Source organism: Pseudomonas sp. BP8 (assembly GCF_017875955.1).
GTDB lineage: Bacteria > Pseudomonadota > Gammaproteobacteria > Pseudomonadales > Pseudomonadaceae > Aquipseudomonas.
Map to the genome: position 1 here is coordinate 4,020,896 of NZ_JAGINK010000001.1, position 17,722 is coordinate 4,038,617.

Below are 17,722 nucleotides of genomic sequence, written 5' to 3' on the forward strand. Positions count from 1 at the left end.
GGGAAAACACCGATGAACTTCTCGAAATTCTTCATCACACGGCCGATCTTTGCCGCCGTGCTCTCGCTGATTCTGCTGATTGCCGGCTCCATCTCGCTGTTCCAGCTGCCGATCAGTGAGTACCCGGAAGTGGTCCCGCCAACCGTGGTGGTGCGCGCCAACTTCCCCGGCGCCAACCCCAAGGTCATCGGTGAAACGGTTGCCGCGCCGCTGGAGCAGGCCATTACCGGTGTCGAGAACATGCTGTACATGTCCTCGCAATCCACCGCCGACGGTAAGGTGACGCTGACCATTACCTTCGCCCTGGGCACTGACCTGGACAACGCGCAGGTGCAGGTACAGAACCGCGTGACCCGCACCCAGCCCAAACTGCCGGAAGAAGTCACGCGTATCGGTATCACCGTTGACAAGGCCTCGCCCGACCTGACTATGGTCGTGCACCTGACCTCGCCAGACCAACGCTACGACATGCTTTACCTGTCCAACTACGCCATCCTCAATATCAAGGATGAACTGGCGCGACTGAACGGCGTTGGCGACGTACAGCTGTTCGGCATGGGCGACTATTCGCTGCGGGTCTGGATCGACCCGAACAAGACCGCTTCGCGCAACCTGACCGCCACGGACGTGGTCACCGCCATTCGTGAGCAGAACCGCCAGGTGGCTGCAGGGCAACTGGGCGCACCGCCCGCCCCCGGCTCGACCAGCTTCCAGCTGTCGATCAACACCCAGGGGCGGCTGGTCAATGAAGAAGAGTTCGAGAACATCATCATCCGCGCAGGCGCCGATGGCGAGATTACCCGCCTGAAGGACGTTGCCCGAATCGAGCTCGGTTCCAGCCAATACGCGCTGCGCTCGCTGCTCAACAACCAGCCGGCAGTGGCCCTGCCGATCTTCCAACGCCCCGGCTCGAATGCCATCCAGATCTCCGATGACGTCCGGGCGAAAATGACCGAGCTGAAGAAGAGCTTCCCGGAAGGCATGGACTTCAGCATTGCCTACGACCCTACGGTGTTCGTCCGTGGCTCGATCGAGGCCGTGGTGCACACCCTGTTCGAAGCGCTGATCCTGGTCGTATTGGTTGTCATCCTGTTCCTGCAGACCTGGCGCGCGTCGATCATTCCGCTGCTGGCGGTCCCCGTTTCGCTGATCGGCACCTTTGCCGTGATGCACCTGTTCGGCTTCTCACTCAACGCGCTGTCACTGTTTGGCCTGGTCCTGGCAATCGGTATCGTGGTTGATGACGCCATTGTCGTGGTGGAGAACGTCGAACGTAACATCGGCCTGGGCCTGAAGCCGCTCGAGGCGACCCAGAAGGCCATGAGCGAAGTGACCGGGCCGATCATCGCTACTGCGTTGGTGCTGTGTGCCGTATTCGTCCCGGCGGCGTTCATCTCTGGCCTTACCGGTCAGTTCTACAAGCAGTTCGCCCTGACCATCGCCATCTCGACGGTAATCTCGGCGTTCAACTCGCTGACCCTGTCGCCCGCGCTGGCCGCCGTTCTGCTCAAGGAACACCACGCGCCCAAGGACCGCTTCTCGCGCCTGCTCGAACGCTTGCTCGGCAGCTGGTTGTTCGCGCCCTTCAACCGCTTCTTCGAGCGCGCCAGCAATAGCTATGTCGGCGGGGTAAGCCGGGTTATCCGTTCCAGCGGCATCGCCTTGTTCGTCTATGCCGGGTTGATGGTGCTCACCTACCTCGGCTTCTCGTCGACGCCCACCGGGTTCGTCCCACCGCAGGATAAACAGTACCTGGTGGCCTTTGCCCAACTGCCGGATGCGGCCAGCCTGGACCGTACCGAAGCGGTCATCAAACGCATGGGCGAGTTTGCCAAGGAGCAGCCTGGCGTTGCCGACTCGATCGCCTTCCCGGGCCTGTCGATCAACGGCTTCACCAACAGCCCCAACAGCGGCATTGTGTTCACTACCCTCAAGCCGTTCGATGAGCGCAAGGACCCAAGCCAGTCAGCAGCGGCCATCGCCGCCGCGCTGAACGCCAAGTTCGCTGATATCCAGGACGCCTACATCGCGATCTTCCCACCGCCACCGGTACAAGGCCTGGGCACCATCGGCGGCTTCCGCCTGCAGATCGAAGACCGCGGCAACCTGGGCTACGAGGCGCTGTACCAGGAAACCCAGAACATCATCGCCAAGAGCCACAACGTGCCTGAACTGGCCGGCCTGTTCACCAGCTATCAGGTCAACGTGCCGCAGGTCGATGCCGCCATCGACCGGGAAAAAGCCAAGACCCATGGCGTGGCCATCAACGATATCTTCGATACCCTGCAGATCTACCTGGGCTCGTTGTACACCAACGACTTCAATCGCTTTGGCCGGACCTACCAGGTCAACGTCCAGGCTGAACAGCAGTTCCGCCTCGACGCCGAACAGATTGGCCAGCTGAAGGTGCGCAACAACCTTGGCGAAATGATCCCGCTGGCGACCTTCCTCAAGGTCAGCGACACCTCGGGGCCGGACCGGGTCATGCACTACAACGGCTTCATCACGGCCGAAATCAATGGTGCCGCAGCACCCGGCTACAGCTCCGGACAGGCCGAGGCTGCCATCGAGAAGCTGCTCGAGGCTGAACTGCCTAACGGCATGACCTACGAGTGGACCGACCTGACCTACCAGCAGATCCTCTCCGGCAACACCGCGCTGCTGGTGTTCCCGCTCTGCGTACTGCTGGCGTTCCTGGTGCTGGCAGCGCAGTACGAGAGCTGGAGCTTGCCATTGGCGGTGATCCTGATCGTGCCGATGACCCTGCTCTCAGCCATTACCGGGGTGATCCTGTCGGGGAGCGACAACAACATCTTCACCCAGATCGGCTTGATCGTCCTGGTGGGCCTGGCGTGCAAGAACGCCATCCTGATCGTCGAGTTCGCCAAGGACAAACAGACCGAGGGCCTCGATCCGCTGGCCGCAGTACTGGAAGCCTGCCGCCTGCGCCTGCGGCCGATCCTGATGACCTCGATCGCCTTCATCATGGGTGTGGTACCGCTGGTGTTCTCGTCCGGTGCCGGTAGCGAGATGCGCCATGCCATGGGTGTCGCGGTGTTCTCCGGGATGATCGGCGTGACCGTGTTCGGCCTGTTCCTGACCCCGGTGTTCTTCTTCCTGATCCGCCGTTTCGTCGAACGTCGCCAGGCCCGCAAGGCCGCGCACGCCAAGCCGCTGGAGAACCACGCATGAACCTGCTCAAACCCTTGACGCCGAGCCTGCTCGCGCTGGCCCTGGCGGCCTGCGCGGTGGGCCCGGACTACCAGGCACCGGCCACTGCGCCGGCCCACCTGGACAACGAGCAGCAGGCCAATGCGTTCGACCGCAGCCGCTTTGAAAGCGTGTGGTGGAAGCAGTTCGACGACCCTGCGCTGAACCAGCTGGTGCAGGCCTCGCTTGAAGGCAACCGTGACCTGCGCGTGGCGTTTGCCCGGCTCAAGGCGGCCCGTTCGATCCGCGAGGATGCCGAGAACGACACCTTGCCAGTGGTCAGCAGCCGCGCCAGCAGTGACCTCGGCAAGGGCCAGATCCCTGGCCAGACCGAACGCCGGGTCAACAGCGAGCGTTATGACCTGGGCCTGGACATGGCCTGGGAGCTCGACCTGTTCGGCCGTATCCAGCGCCAGATCGAGGCGAGCGAGGCGCAAGAGGCCGCGGCCCAAGCCGACCTGCAACAGCTGCAGGTCAGCCTGATTGCCGAGTTGGTGGATGCCTATGGCCAACTGCGCGGTGCACAACTGCGCGAGAAGATCGCCTTGGCCAACCTCAAGACCCAGCAAGACTCGCGCAGCATCACCGAGACCCTGCGCGATGCGGGCGTGGGCAACGAGCTCGACGTGGTCCGCGCCGATGCCCGCCTGGCGGCGGTGGAAGCGACAGTGCCGCAGTTGCAGGCTGAACAGGTACGCGCCCGCAACCGCATCGCCACCTTGCTTGGGCAACGTCCCGACGCGCTCAGCGTCGACCTGTCGCCCAAGCAGTTGCCTGCGATTGTCAAGGCGCTGCCGGTGGGTGATCCAGGTGAGCTGTTGCGCCGTCGCCCAGACGTGCGCAGTGCTGAACGGCAGTTGGCGGCGGCCACAGCCAATGTCGGCGTAGCGACGGCTGACCTGTTCCCGCGGGTCAGCCTGAGCGGCTTCCTCGGCTTTACTGCAGCGCGCGGCTCGCAGCTCGGTTCGTCCGCCGCCAATGCCTGGGCGCTTGGCCCGAGCATCACCTGGGCGGCGTTCGACCTGGGTAGCGTGCGCGCCCGCTTGCGCGGGGCCAAGGCGGATGCCGAAGGGGCCTTGGCGAGCTATGAGCAGCAAGTGCTGCTGGCGCTGGAAGAATCGTCGAATGCCTTCAGTGATTACGGCAAGCGCCAGCAGCGTTTGCTGGCCCTGATGCGCCAGAGCGATGCCAGTCGCAGGGCTGCTGAGTTGGCCTCGGTTCGCTATCGCGAAGGGACGGTGGATTATCTGGTGTTGCTCGATGCCGAGCGCGAGCGGCTGAGTGCCGAGGATGCCCAGGCGCAAGGCGAGGTGGAGTTGTATCGCGGCATTGTTGCGATCTACAAGGCTCTGGGTGGCGGCTGGCAGCCTGAGACGGTTGCTAGCGCGAGGTAATTCGGCGCGACGGTTTCAACGACTCCTTTGGTTGGCTCCTCCCCCAACCGTTTGCCCCGCTGGCGTTGGCCTGCGGGGCTTTTTTTTGGGGTTTTTACTGACTGTTGGGGGGATCTGTCGGCTGGGCTGGGCTTGCTTTGGCATTGGGGGCTTATCCATTTGATGTAGTGGCTGTAATGGCCCCTTCCGCCCTTACGGCGGGTCACTTTTTTTCTTGGAAAAAAGTAACCAAAAACCGCTTGCTCCTGCATCCGGCCCTCCGCTGCGCTACGGGTTCCCTCGCTCCGGTCTTGCTCCGGGAGGACCGCGCTGTACGGCCCATCCTGGGCCTCAGCGCTTTCCGGCCATCCATGGCCTCCACCTCCCTGCGCAAGACCTCCACTCGGCCTCCTGAAGTCGCTGGTAGATCAAGAGCAAGATCAACAGCCACAGCAACGGCAGGCGAATCGCTGCGCTCTCGCTTTGTTTATCTACCAGCAGATTTGTGGGGTGGCTGGCAGGGCTGCGCCCTGCGATTTGCATCGCCAGTACCGGCCTCTTCGCGGGACAAGCCCGCTCCTACAGGGTTTGCGCAGATTTTGAATTCGGCGCAGTACCGGCCTTTTCGCGGGGCATGTCGGATCGCCGCACCGCCGCACCAACAGGATTGGCGCAGATTTTGAACTCGGCGCAAATCCTGTAGGAGCGGCGGTGCGGCGATCCGACTTGTCCCGCGAAGAGGCCCGAATATCCACCACCCATGCCACTGTCGAAACAACGCCAGCCCAGTCTTGCTCGATCGCCCATCAAATGAATAACCCCACAACCCCAAAGCCCGGCGCCATCCACTCCAACCAACATTGCAATTGCCTCCAAGCTGCCCCAAGCTCATCCCCTCCTGCCTCACCGGACCACCCGATGCCCAGACACCGCCGCTACCTGATCGCCCTCCTGCTCCTGATCCTGGTATCGGCCGTAATCGGCTACCTGTCGCGCAGTGACGCCCCCAGCAGCGCGCCAAACCTGCCACCGCACAGCTACGCCAAAGCCTTGCGCCAAGCCCACAATGGCCAACCCGGCGCTGCACGAGTGCTCTACCAACAGCTGCAGCGCGACGACCTGGCCCCCATTCGGCGGGCAGCCTTGTATGCCGAACTGCCCAACTACCCTTCGCCAAAAGCACTCGAACTGGCCAAGCACGACCTTCAACACGGCGATCCGCTGGTGCGCCGCGCGGCCATCACCAGCATCCGCCGGCTACTGCCCGCCGCCCAACGCAGCCTGGTCCTCGGCCCACTGCTGGAAGATGACGACCAGAGCGTGCGCTTTGCCGCCGTGGATGCCCTGCTCGGCCTTGACCCCGACGCCATCGGCCTGTACTTCGGTCCACTGCAGCAGGCGCTCGAACAGTACCAGCAAACCCTGCATACCCAACCCGACGACGCCGCAGCGCAGGTCCACCTGGCCAGACTCTACTTGCACGAAAGCGAATACACCCAAGCACAGGCAGCGCTGCAAAGAAGCCTGGCGCAAGAACCGGACAACCTCGACGCCTTGGCCACCCAGGTTCGCCTACTGGAACGCCAGGGCCAGCACGATGCCTCTCGCCAGGTACTGGCCAAGGCCTTGGCACTGCGCCCGGACTCGGCCTTTCTCCAGCACCAGCTAGGCCTTTGGCTGATCCGCCACGAACAACCCGAATATGCCCTGCTGGCGTTCTCCCGCGCTGTCGAACTTGAGCCCGACAACGACACCTACCGTTACGCGCTGGCCGAGACGCTGCATAAACTGGAGCAGGTCGAAGCAGCGCAAAAACAGTTGGAAACGTTGCTGGCTCGGCAGCCGGCAAATCGCAAAGCCCGGGTGCTACTGATCAGCTACTGGAAAGAGACTGGCCAGTTACAGAATGTCCAGGTACTCCTGGCCGAGCTGGAACGGCAAAACCCGGATGACCCGCTGCTCCAGCAAGGCCTCTGACGAATTGCCACAAACAGTTTTGAACCCTGCCTGAGCGGTCGCGGTCCAGTGGTTAGACGGCAGAGTAATTCCCGCCATGCCCATTGTTGCCACTGTTTCAGGAGAATCCCCTTGGCCGCTTCGTTGCCCCTCGACGAACGTGCGTTGATTCTGGCCCCCGCACGGATGGGCGAGGACGCCAGCAAGATGCTTGCGGCCGCCGGAATTGGTTGCCGGCGCACCAGCGATATCGCGTGTTTGGGGGGCTGGCTGGCAGAGGGTGTGGGCGTTGCAATCGTCGCTGAGGAGAGTTTGTCGGACGACCAGCAATCACCGTTGCAGGCATTTATCGATGGCCAGCCAGAGTGGTCTGATCTGCCCATTGTGCTCATCGGCGGCAGTCACGTTGCCGCCACCGGGCCGCCGCGAGAGCGCTTGGGCAACCTGATACTACTGCACGTACCCTTCAACGACAGCCAACTGCTCAACCTGAGCCAATCAGCGCTGCGTGCGCGTCGACGTCAATATGTTGCCCGCGACCAATTGCTTGAACTGCACCAGCAGCTGGAAACACACGCTCAGCAACGCCACGACGAGGTCCAGGCGTTGCACCAGGCACGCAAGATGGAAGCGATTGGGCAACTGGCCGGCGGTGTCGCACACGACTTCAACAATTTGCTGACCAGCATTGGCGGCAGCCTGGAGCTGATAGAACGGCACGTGCGCAATGACCGCATGGAAAAACTCCCCACGGTATTGAACATGGGCCAGGAAGCCGTTGCCCGCGCCGCCCGACTCACTCATCGGCTGCTGGCGTTTTCGTCCAGACAATCGTTGGAGAGCCGCAGCGTCAACCTGCGCAAAATGCTCGACCCGAAAAACTTGCGCGCCAGTTTGAGTCCCTCAGTGGTGTTGCAGTTGCACGTGCCTTCGGACTTGTGGCCGGTAGAAGCAGACCGTGGCCAACTACAGGAGGCGCTGGACAACCTCCTGCTCAATGCCTGCGAAGCCATGCCCAGCGGTGGCAAACTGACCATCGTGGCCAGCAATCAGCACATTGATAGCAGCTCTGTCAGTGGCGTGCAGCTACACACCGGGGACTACTTGCGGCTGCGCATCAGCGACACTGGCCATGGCATGTCGCAAAGCACCTTGGAACGCGCGCTCGAACCGTTTTTCAGCACCAAGCCCGTTGGCCAGGGTATCGGCCTGGGGCTGTCGATGGTCTATGGATTCAGCAAGCAATCACGTGGTCATGTCACCCTCCACAGCGAGAGCGGGCACGGCACTCAGGTTGATTTGTACTTGCCGCGTCACCAGCCCAAAAACACCCCAGCCAAGCCCGCTGTTGCGGCGCCCACGCCTGCCGTCGGCGCCAGCCACGAAGTGCTGCTGGTCGAAGACGACCGGCACGTTCGTCAGTTGCTGTCCGAGGCGCTGCTTGAGGATGGTCTGTCTTGTCGCACGGCCAGCAATGCCAACGAAGCGCTGCAGGTGTTGCAGTCACCGCAGCCGATCGCCTTGATGATCAGCGATGTCGGCCTGCCTGGCATGAACGGCCGGCAATTGGCGGAGATCGCCCGCAAACTCAGGCCAGACTTGCCCGTGCTCTTCATTACCGGCTATGCCGAAACCGCCATGGCTCGCGAGGATTTTCTCGAACCCGGCATGCAGCTGATTTGCAAACCCTTCGAGCTCGCTCATCTGCAGGAACGCGTAGCGCGCATCCTCGGCAAGCGCTAGAACACCCTCTCACTCCACCGTGAGCAGCTGTTGCACTTGGCCCACCAGCACCTTCAGGGAAAACGGCTTGAGCATCAATGCCGTACCAGGCTCGTTGAGAAGATGCTGCTCAACAGGCTGGTCGGTAAAACCGGTGATGAACAGGATCTTCTGTTGCGGCTGGAGCATGCGCATGGCCTTGGCGAGCTGGCGCCCACTAAAGCCGCCGGGCAGGCCAATATCAGTGATCACCACGTCGAACTCACCGCCATGCCGGAACTGCGCCATCGCCGCGTTGGCGTCAGCTACATCGCAGACCTCAAAGCCATGGTCGACCAGCGCTTCTTTCATCAAATGGCGCAGATTGGTTTCGTCATCGATCAGCAACAACCGCCCACCGCGCCCAGCAGCAAGTGCCTGCACAGGCTCGGCCAGTGGTATTTGCTCGGGCTCCTCCAGGCAGCGGGGAAACATCAGGGTGACACGAGTGCCCTGCTCCAAGGTTGACTCGATCCAGACATGCCCCTGTGATTGGTGCACGAAGCCATACACCATCGACAGCCCTAGCCCTGCACCTCTGCCAACGGGCTTGGTGGTGAAAAACGGCTCGAACGCCCGTGCGACATCTTCTGTAGTCATGCCCTGGCCGTCATCATCAAACTGCAGGGTCACGTAGTCGCCCGCCGGCAGGCCTTTGTCGGCAGGACCGCCAGCCGTAAGGCGCTGGTTGGTACTGCGAATGATCAGGGTGCCCGACGGCACGCAGGCATCGCGGGCGTTGGCGCACAGATTGATCAGGGCATTCTCCAGCTGGCAAGGGTCCAGACGCACTCGCCAAGGCGCAACGTCCAGTTGCCATTGCAAGTGCATCTCCGGGCCCAGCGTCTGCAGCAACAGTGGCTCCAGAGCGAGCAATTGGTGGTTGATTTCCAGCGGTTTGGGCGACAGTGGCTGATTCTTGGAAAAGGCCAGCAAGCGATGCGTGAGGGTCATGGCCCGCTGCACCGAATCGCGCGCCAATTGCACATAGTTGTCGATCCGCTCCAGACGCCCCTGAACTAACCGCCACTGCAGCAACTCCAGGCTGCCACCGATGCCCGACAGCAGGTTGTTCATTTCGTGGGCCATGCCGCCCGCCAGTTGGCCCACCGCGCCCATGCGCTGGCTGTTGCGCAGCAACGTCTCGGTCTGGCGCAGGGCGTCCTCGCGCTCCTGGCTGATGTCGCGGCCCACGGCTGTGAGCATATCGCCCTCCCGCCGCGCGCTCCAGCGGAACCAGCGGTAATGCCCATCGCGATGGCGCAAGCGCGTTTCGACCTGATCGGCGCCGCGCCCTTGCAGCACATCCAGCGCCGCCGAGGACACTTCGAGCCGGTCGGCTGGATGCACCAGGTCGATGATCGCCATGCCGGTGGTTTGCCCCTCGTGCCAGCCGAGCATCCGGCACCAGGCAGGGTTGGCCGCCTGCAGACGCAACTCAGGGCTGACCACGATCATTGCATCGTGCGACAGCTGCCAGATGTGATCACGATCAGCCAGGGAGCGGGCGATCTGCTCTTCGAAGGCCAGCGCCCGTTTTCTCCAGGCGTCAATGGTTTCAACGCTTTCCGTGGTATCGATCACAGTGTGCAGAAAACCCGCCACCTGCCCCTGGTCATCCCTGACCGGGGTGTAGCTGAAGGCATACCAGGCATGGCCGCTGCCGTACGGCAAACAGATGCTGACCGGCGCGTCGTCGACAAAGCCGGCCTTGCCCGCCAACGCCTTGAACACCCAAGGCCCGATGGCCGGCCAGTGATCGCTCCATAGCGTGTCGAATGCGCGGCCCAAGACCGGATCAGGGCCCGTCAGCACGCTCAGGTAGGCGTCATTGTGGATCACCGTGAGGTCTGTGCCCCACACCAGCGCAGAGGGGAATGGCGAGAGCAGCATCATGTCGACGGCGATGCGCAACGCTGGTGGCCAGTGAGGGAGCGCGCCCAGTTGCGTCTTGCTCCAGTCGTAACGACTTATCGACTCATTGACGGCGTCGCAGGACTCACCTGACGCCAGATGGACCACCTGCGCGAGAGCGCCGAATTCATTACCCTTATCGACCACGGACTTCAATCCTTGAGAAAGCTGGCTTGCTGCCCCAGCAGGCATCATCTGCCTGTAGACGACTTTCTGCAATGATAGCCAGCAAGGCTGTGCAGGGCTGCACGTGTTGGCTACCTGTGCATGGCGTAAGCCCACGCGACAGCTATGCTGATGAGGTTTTCTCTGCGCCCGGCGCTACCCGGGCCCTTCGCTGTCAATGGGAGCGTGGTCATGAGCAAGAAAATCCTGGTAGTGCTGACCAACACCGCCAAGTACCCGACGATCAACCGCGCGACGGGCCTGTGGTTGGGCGAAGCGGTGCATTTTGTCGCCGAGGTAGAGGGCCAGGGCTACACCGTCGACTTTGTCAGCCCAAACGGCGGCTATGTTCCCATCGACCCCAAGAGCCTGGAGATGGCGCCTGACCTGGACTGGCAATGGTATGACGACAAGGCGTTCCTCAACCGCCTGGGCAGCACACTCAGTCCTGGCCAGGCCAAGGCCGACGACTATTGCGCCATTTACTACACCGGCGGCCATGGCGTGATATGGGACTTCCCCAACAATGTGCCGCTGCAGGACCTGGCGCGCCGCATCTATGAAAAGGGCGGTGTCATTGCCTCGGTCTGCCACGGAGCGGTGGGCTTGCTGAACATCAAGCTCAGCGACAACACCCTGTTGGTCAGGGAGCGTGAAGTGACTGGCTTCTCCAATACCGAAGAAAAGCTGGTGGAACTGGACAAGGTGGTGCCCTACCTCACCGAAAACGAACTGGCCGCCAAAGGCGGCACGTACCGCAAGCACGACGATCCCTGGGCCGAGTTCGTTGTCTGCGATGGCCGCTTGATCACCGGACAAAACCCGGCATCCAGCGCACTGGTCGCCAAGAAGGTGCTGGAAACCTTGCAGCGGGCGGCTTGACTTCGACAGCCAGCGGCCACTTTTTCCCTCTCTGACCGGCAAACAGCCTACAGCCTGCAGACTCGGTTCTCCTTACTCTCAGATGCAAGCTGTCCGGCCATGGACAGTACTGGAGCGGAGGGCTGAAAGCCGATGTCGAAATTCATGCATGCGGGACGTAGCTTGCTCGAGCTGCTGCTGATTCTGGCCATCGGGCTGGTACCGGTAGCTTCAGGGTTGACAGTGATGATGTATCAGCTGGAAAAAAAGCTTGAAGAAAACGCTCGGGTATCGGCGCACGAAGCCCTCTTCGTCATCGATCGGGTCCTGGATAACCTGCACTCGGCCGCCAGCGAGGCCGTCCGCTTCAGCGGCTCGGCATGCGACAAGGTCCGCGGCGACCTGATCGACCAGGCCGCTAGAGATCCACGTATCCGCTCATTGATGTTGACTGAAGGTGACCAGGTATATTGCGGCACATTGCCGATGCTTGCGCCCTACCCCGTCGAGTTTGCCCCGGGCCGCAACCTGCGCTTGAATTTCGACTCGCCCTCGACCCCCAATGGAGTGGTAGTCGAATACCGCCTCGCCAATACCGATCCAGGCGTTATTGCCACCAGCTATGGCATCGAGTTGCGCAACGAACTGCATGGGTTTCAGGACAAGCTGATCTTGTTACTAGAGTTCGATGACAAGTTCATCTGGACGCTGGGCGACAGCCGCGACGCGCAGCGACCCTCGCAGACGGAATTCTTCCAGGAAGTGCAGTCAAGCCGTCACGACTACAGCGTCAAGGTCGGCTACGCAGACGGACATACCGCCAGGGAAGCCCGTCAATCGATCCTGCAGGTGTTGCCGTCGCTAGCCTTGGTAGGCCTGCTCACTGCGGCGATTACTTACTGGGGTATCTTTAGAGGCCGCAGCAAGCAGCGGCACCCCGCCGCCTAGACAGCGCGCGGGGTGCGCCCGAGGTTCAATCGGTGCTGAGCACGCCGCGACGCACCTGGTCACGCTCGATGGACTCGAACAATGCCTTGAAGTTGCCTTCACCGAATCCATCATCGCCCTTGCGCTGGATGAACTCGAAGAACACCGGGCCAAGCAGGGTTCCTGAAAAAATCTGCAGCAGCAGGCGTTTGTCACCGGAGTCCGAGGCGCCATCAAGGAGGATGCCACGCGATTGCAGCTGATCGACCGGCTCGCCATGACCAGGCAGCCGCTCTTCGAGCATTTCATAGTAGGTCTGCGGCGGCGGGGTCATGAAAGGCATGCCCAGCCCTTTGAGAGCGTCCCACGTCTTGAGCAGGTCATCGGTAAGGAACGCCACGTGCTGAATGCCCTCGCCATTGAACTGCATGAGGAACTCTTCGATCTGCCCCGCCCCCTTCGACGATTCCTCGTTGAGCGGGATGCGGATCATGCCGTCCGGAGCGGTCATGGCCTTGGAGGTCAGGCCGGTGTACTCACCCTTGATGTCGAAATAACGGATCTCACGGAAGTTGAACAGCTTCTCGTAGAAGCCGGCCCAATAGGCCATACGTCCGCGGTAGACGTTGTGGGTCAGGTGATCGATGATTTTCAGGCCGGCACCGACCGGATGACGCTCGACCCCTTCGATGAACGTGAAGTCGATGTCATAGATCGAGCTGCCCTCTTCATGGCGGTCGATCAGGTACAGCGGCGCCCCACCAATACCCTTGATCGCCGGCAGGCGCAGTTCCATCGGTCCGGTTTCGATTTCCACCGGCTGAGCGCCCAGCTCAAGGGCACGCGCGTAGGCTTCGTGCGCATTACGTACCCGGAATGCCATGCCACACACCGACGGACCATGCTCGGCGGCAAAGTACGAGGCGATACTCTTGGGTTCGTTATTGAGAATCAGGTTGATGTCACCCTGACGGTACAGGTGCACGTCTTTGGAGCGGTGCGTAGCGACATGGGTAAAGCCGAGAATCTGCAATACAGGTTCCAGCACACCCGGGGTCGGCGAGGCGAGCTCAATGAACTCAAAGCCCATCAGGCCCATCGGGTTTTCGAAGATATCAGCCATGTTCGTGTCCTCATCTGCAGCGTAATAACAGGTGGTCAGTTGCTATCGGATGTCGGACGAGCGAGGAGGCGAACAGGGGATACCGCGCACGCTGCGGGCGAGGAAGGCACCAATGATCAGCTTGAACCCATGGTATGTCATAGGGATCCATTTTCGGCGGTTTGATCTTCCAGCGAAGAAGACCTTATTGTTGTATTCGTAACTGGATTCTATATGGCGTAAATAGGTTTGTCGCGCATTAGTTCTAGCGCTGAGCCGACGAGCGGCTATCATCAGCGACATTCTCTCTGACAAGACTAGGCCAGCATGCCGCTTTCGGTTAAACGTCCCGCCCACTGGAGCTGGCGCACCTGGCTGCCCTGGGTCATCGGCGTGTTGCCGATGCTGTGCGGTTTGCTGATCATGCACTGGCAAATCGACCGGGAGCTGCAGGCTAACAGTCAGGCCACCGCGCGCCAGGTGGTCGAACACGTCGAGCGGATCCTCGACAGCCTGTCTGCAGCTGCGCAAGCGTTGCTGCCCCTTGCCGGGAGGCCTTGCGCAGAGATCCAGGTGGCATTGCGCAGTGAAGTCACCCGTAATGCCTTCGTGCGCTCGACCAATCTGGTCGAGCGCGACACCCTTTATTGCAACTCGCTGTTCGGCGACTACCAAGAGCCGGTAAACGCTGCTGACTATACCGACGGCCGTCTATGGCTGATGGATGGCAACTCGGTGACGCCCGGTCATCCCCTGTTGGTCTACCGCGCCAGCGCCGGGGGGAACAGCGCGATCACCACAGTGGACGGTGATCACCTGCTCACCGCCCTGCGCCTGATCGGCCCGGATGAGCAACTGCAACTGAGGGTCGGCGATCACTGGATGGGCAAGGATGGCGTCGTCCACCAGGGAATCCCCCTTCCGCCAGCCAGCGCAGCGGTGCTACAAGCGTCGCTTCGCTACCCGTTCAGCGTGTCCGGCGGTTATGGCCCAGGCAAACACGCAGAGCTGATGCGTACGCACTACCCTGCCCTGCTCAGCCTGTTGCTCGTGCTGGGCGTCCTGGCGGGCGGTGTGAGTCGCTGGCAGATCCGCCGCGCCTCGTCGTCGCGCGCTGAGCTCGAGCGCGCGCTGGAGGCAGATGAATTCCTGCCGTACTTCCAACCGGTGGTACGCAAGGGCGACTACCGCTGGGCCGGTGCCGAGGTGCTGATGCGCTGGAATCACCCCCGCGAAGGTCTGGTACGCCCCGACCTGTTCATCCCCTACGCCGAGCACAGCGGGCAGATCGTCGCCATGACCCGCGCCCTGATGCTGCGTACGGCACAAGGCCTGGCGCCTTACGCCAGCCTGCTCGAAGACGGCTTTCACATCAGTGTCAACATCACTGCGGATCACTGCCGAGACCTGCGCCTGCTCGATGACTGCCGGATGTTCCTCCAGCATTTCCCACCGGGCCGGGTGGTGCTGACCCTGGAACTGACCGAACGCAAGCTGATCGAAGCCACGCCGACGGCCCTGGAGTTGTTCGACAAACTGCATGAAATGGGGGTGATGATTGCCCTGGACGATTTCGGCACCGGTCAATCGAGCCTCAACTACCTGCGCCAGTTCAAGGTCGACTACCTGAAGATCGACCAGAGCTTCGTGGCCATGATCGGCGGCGATGCGTTGTCCCAGCACATTCTCGACAGCATCATCGAGCTGTCGGCCAAGCTCGGCCTGGGAATCGTTGCCGAGGGGGTGGAAAGCGAAACCCAGCGTGATTACCTGGCGCGCCACCAGGTCGACTTCCAGCAAGGCTATCTGTTCGCCCGGCCGATGCCGCTGGACGACTTCCTGCAAGCCCTTGCCGGGAAACCCCGGTTGCCGCAGGAGGCGAGCCCTGAGATCATGCGCGGCTGATCCAACCGCTCATCTCAAGTAACCGAGGCATTCGTGTCAAAAGGCATTGTTTCATCGGTCATGGCGTCGTGTCTGTTCGCCGTGATGTACTTCTATACCTCGCTCCTGACGCCGCTCGATGGCGAGGAAATCTTTGGCTGGCGCACCCTGCTGACCCTGCCCTGCCTGACCCTGTTCATGCTGGTGAGCAAAGACTGGAAGCACGTCGGCGAATTGTTCGCCAGGATCCGCCAGACGCCACTGCTGCTGTTGGGCATGGTCGGTACGTCGTGGTTGCTGGGCGTGCAACTGTGGCTATTCCTGTGGGCGCCGTTGCACGGGCGCAGCCTGGAGGTGTCGATGGGCTACTTCCTGCTGCCACTGACCATGGTCATGACCGGGCGGCTGGTCTATGGCGAGCGCCTGTCGCGACTGCAGAAGGTCGCAGTCAGCTGTGCAGCACTGGGGGTTGGTCACGAGCTGTTGCAGAACGGCAGTTTCGCCTGGGAAACCCTGCTGGTGATGACCGGCTACCCGATCTACTTCATCCTGCGCCGGCGTTGCCGCACCGATCACCTGGGTGGGCTCTGGTGCGACATGTGCCTGTTGCTGCCGTGGGCCTTGTACTTCGTGATCCAGGGCCCGCTGTCAGGTGCCGATCTGGCTGCGCATCCCGGGCTGTACGGTTTGATTCCGCTGCTCGGGGCGATCAGTGCCTGCGCCCTGATCGCCTATGTACTCGCCAGCCGGCTGTTACCGTTCAGCCTGTTCGGCCTGCTCAGCTACGTCGAACCGGTGCTGCTGGTCGGCGTCGCCCTGCTGCTGGGCGAGACCATCGGCCCCGACCAGTGGCTGACCTACCTGCCGATCTGGGCGGCCGTGCTGGTGCTGGTGCTTGAAGGCTTCAAGCACCTGCTGCGCCAGCGTCGCAACTCGGTGTAAGACGCACCTGACGCACCCGACGCTCCTCCACGGCGATCACGGTCATGGTCCAGCCGTTCCAGGCCAAACAGTCGCCGACTACCGGCAGGCGATCGAGCAGGCTCATCACCAGGCCTGCCAGGGTCTGGTAGTCCTCGGTGGCGCGGGCGCTGAAGCCGGTCCGCGCCTGGACCTGACTGAGATTCAAGGCGCCATTGACGACAAAGCCATCGTGCTCTTCGATGATCGCCGGCCCCTCGACCTCGCTGGCGTCGGGTAACTCACCGGCAATCGACTCGAGAATGTCCGTCATGGTCAGTAAGCCGGTGAACTCACCGAACTCATTGACCACGAACGCGATGTGCGTCGACTGGCTGCGCATCTGCTCCAGCGCGTTGAGGATACTGAAGCTTTCCAGCAGGTTCAGCGGCGCGTGCGCCAGGCGCTCGAGGTCGGGCTGGTGACCGCCCAACAGCTCCTTGAGCAGCTCCTTCTTGTGCACGAAGCCTAACGGTTCTTCGATGCGACCATCACGAATCAACGGCAGACGCGAGTAAGGCGAGTTGGCCAGCGCCTGGGTAATGCTTTCGGCTGGCAGCGCCAGGTCGAGCGCATCCACCTCGGTACGCACCGTCATCACCGTGCGGATCGGCCGCTCGGCCAAGTGCAATACGCCGCTGATCATCACCCGCTCGCGACGGTCGAACAGCACGTGCTGCTCACCGCCCTCGACCATGTCGGCAATCTCCTCACCCACCTCGTCGGCTTCTACCCGACGCCCGCCGAGCAGGCGCAGTACCGCATGCGCGGTGCGCTCACGCAGCGGACGATGCTCCTGCAGGCTGCGCTTGCGGCGGGCACGGGCCAACTGGTTGAACAATTCGATGAGAATCGAGAAGCCGATCGCCGCGTACAGATAACCTTTGGGGATATGGAAACCCAGGCCTTCGGCGGTCAGGCTGAAGCCGATCATCATCAAGAAGCCCAGGCACAGCATGATCACTGTCGGGTGGGCATTGACGAACCGGGTCAGCGGCTTGCTTGCAACAATCATGATGCCAATCGAGAAGATCACCGCGATCATCATGATCGACAAGTGCTCGACCATGCCTACGGCAGTGATCACCGCATCCAGGGAGAACACCGCATCAAGCACGACGATCTGCGCCACGATGGGCCAGAACGCAGCATGGCGCAAAGTGCCGGAGGTCTGCGCAACATGCCCTTCAAGGCGTTCATGCAGCTCCATCGTGGCCTTGAACAGCAGGAACACACCACCGAACAGCATGATCAGGTCGCGGCCGGAGAAGCTCTTGCCGAGGATATCGACCAGCGGCTCGGTCAGGGTCACCATCCACGAGATGCTTGCCAGCAAGCCCAGGCGCATGATCAGCGCCAGGCTCAAACCAATCACCCGCGCACGGTCACGCTGATGCGGTGGCAGCTTGTCGGCAAGAATGGCGATGAACACCAGGTTATCAATGCCCAGTACCAGCTCGAGGACGATAAGCGTCAGCAGGCCCAGCCAGGCCGTGGGGTCGGCTAGCCATTCCATTAGCGGGTACTCACGGCAGAGGCGTCACGGGGACGGCGGAAGGATGGCCGGGACGGCCAGGAACTGGGGGGCTCCGAGAAGGTGCTCATACAT

General features: G+C 61.8%; 11 protein-coding genes. 8 read left to right on the forward strand and 3 right to left on the reverse strand.

The window, feature by feature from the left end; all coding sequences use genetic code 11:
• Positions 1-12: 12 nt before the first annotated feature.
• The 4 genes from J3B00_RS17490 to J3B00_RS17505 all read left to right on the forward strand — a co-directional run bounded on the left by J3B00_RS17490 (position 13) and on the right by J3B00_RS17505 (position 8,282).
• Positions 13-3,192: an efflux RND transporter permease subunit gene (locus J3B00_RS17490; protein WP_209869291.1), complete on the forward strand. Its 3,180-nt coding sequence runs from the start codon at positions 13-15 to the stop codon at positions 3,190-3,192.
• Entirely contained in the window at positions 3,189-4,604 is a 1,416-nt protein-coding gene (locus J3B00_RS17495) for a TolC family protein (RefSeq protein ID WP_209869294.1), read from the forward strand. Before J3B00_RS17490 ends, J3B00_RS17495 begins: the two co-directional genes overlap by 4 nt.
• 897 nt (positions 4,605-5,501) lie before the next feature.
• Positions 5,502-6,560, forward strand: a complete 1,059-nt coding sequence (locus J3B00_RS17500) for a tetratricopeptide repeat protein (RefSeq protein WP_209869298.1) — start codon at positions 5,502-5,504, stop codon at positions 6,558-6,560.
• A 111-nt stretch (positions 6,561-6,671) separates the two neighbouring features.
• A complete protein-coding gene (locus J3B00_RS17505; protein WP_209869302.1) occupies positions 6,672-8,282 on the forward strand; it encodes a response regulator in 1,611 nt (536 codons plus the stop codon).
• 9 nt (positions 8,283-8,291) lie between these two features.
• Here the strand turns inward: J3B00_RS17505 and J3B00_RS17510 are convergent, their stop codons facing one another.
• Positions 8,292-10,322, reverse strand: coding sequence for a PAS domain-containing protein (locus tag J3B00_RS17510; protein WP_348635984.1), 2,031 nt, complete (start codon positions 10,320-10,322; stop codon positions 8,292-8,294).
• 249 nt (positions 10,323-10,571) lie between these two features.
• Between J3B00_RS17510 and J3B00_RS17515 the strand changes: the two genes are divergently transcribed.
• Both J3B00_RS17515 and J3B00_RS17520 read left to right on the forward strand, forming a co-directional pair.
• Entirely contained in the window at positions 10,572-11,261 is a 690-nt protein-coding gene (locus tag J3B00_RS17515; RefSeq protein ID WP_209869308.1) for a type 1 glutamine amidotransferase domain-containing protein, read from the forward strand.
• 132 nt (positions 11,262-11,393) lie between these two features.
• Positions 11,394-12,188 carry a CSS-motif domain-containing protein gene (locus J3B00_RS17520; protein ID WP_209869311.1) on the forward strand — a complete coding sequence of 265 codons (795 nt, stop codon included), beginning with the start codon at positions 11,394-11,396 and terminating at the stop codon, positions 12,186-12,188.
• 25 nt (positions 12,189-12,213) lie between these two features.
• Here J3B00_RS17520 and hppD read toward each other — a convergent pair whose 3' ends face one another.
• Positions 12,214-13,290, reverse strand: a complete 1,077-nt coding sequence (gene hppD, locus J3B00_RS17525; RefSeq protein WP_209869315.1) for a 4-hydroxyphenylpyruvate dioxygenase — start codon at positions 13,288-13,290, stop codon at positions 12,214-12,216.
• Positions 13,291-13,596: 306 nt separating this feature from the next.
• Here hppD and J3B00_RS17530 point away from each other — a divergent pair, with 306 nt between their 5' ends.
• Together J3B00_RS17530 and rarD are read left to right on the forward strand one after the other, a co-directional pair.
• Positions 13,597-15,174: a cyclic diguanylate phosphodiesterase gene (locus J3B00_RS17530; protein WP_209869318.1), complete on the forward strand. Its 1,578-nt coding sequence runs from the start codon at positions 13,597-13,599 to the stop codon at positions 15,172-15,174.
• A 33-nt stretch (positions 15,175-15,207) separates the two neighbouring features.
• A complete protein-coding gene (rarD, locus tag J3B00_RS17535; protein WP_209869321.1) occupies positions 15,208-16,095 on the forward strand; it encodes an EamA family transporter RarD in 888 nt (295 codons plus the stop codon).
• On the opposite strand, the gene J3B00_RS17540 is transcribed toward rarD, so the two are convergent.
• Positions 16,058-17,629, reverse strand: coding sequence for a TerC family protein (locus J3B00_RS17540; RefSeq protein WP_209869324.1), 1,572 nt, complete (start codon positions 17,627-17,629; stop codon positions 16,058-16,060). The two genes, rarD and J3B00_RS17540, sit on opposite strands and share 38 nt — an antisense overlap.
• Positions 17,630-17,722: the final 93 nt, after the last annotated feature.

Excerpts from the sequence above, each read along its gene's own strand:
- J3B00_RS17490 (WP_209869291.1), top strand. The coding sequence starts at position 13 with ATGAACTTCTCGAAATTCTTCATCACACGGCCGATCTTTGCCGCCGTG.
- J3B00_RS17495 (WP_209869294.1), top strand. The coding sequence starts at position 3,189 with ATGAACCTGCTCAAACCCTTGACGCCGAGCCTGCTCGCGCTGGCCCTG.
- J3B00_RS17500 (WP_209869298.1), top strand. The coding sequence starts at position 5,502 with ATGCCCAGACACCGCCGCTACCTGATCGCCCTCCTGCTCCTGATCCTG.
- J3B00_RS17515 (WP_209869308.1), top strand. The coding sequence starts at position 10,572 with ATGAGCAAGAAAATCCTGGTAGTGCTGACCAACACCGCCAAGTACCCG.
- J3B00_RS17520 (WP_209869311.1), top strand. The coding sequence starts at position 11,394 with ATGTCGAAATTCATGCATGCGGGACGTAGCTTGCTCGAGCTGCTGCTG.
- hppD (WP_209869315.1), bottom strand. The coding sequence starts at position 13,290 with ATGGCTGATATCTTCGAAAACCCGATGGGCCTGATGGGCTTTGAGTTC.
- J3B00_RS17530 (WP_209869318.1), top strand. The coding sequence starts at position 13,597 with ATGCCGCTTTCGGTTAAACGTCCCGCCCACTGGAGCTGGCGCACCTGG.
- J3B00_RS17540 (WP_209869324.1), bottom strand. The coding sequence starts at position 17,629 with ATGGAATGGCTAGCCGACCCCACGGCCTGGCTGGGCCTGCTGACGCTT.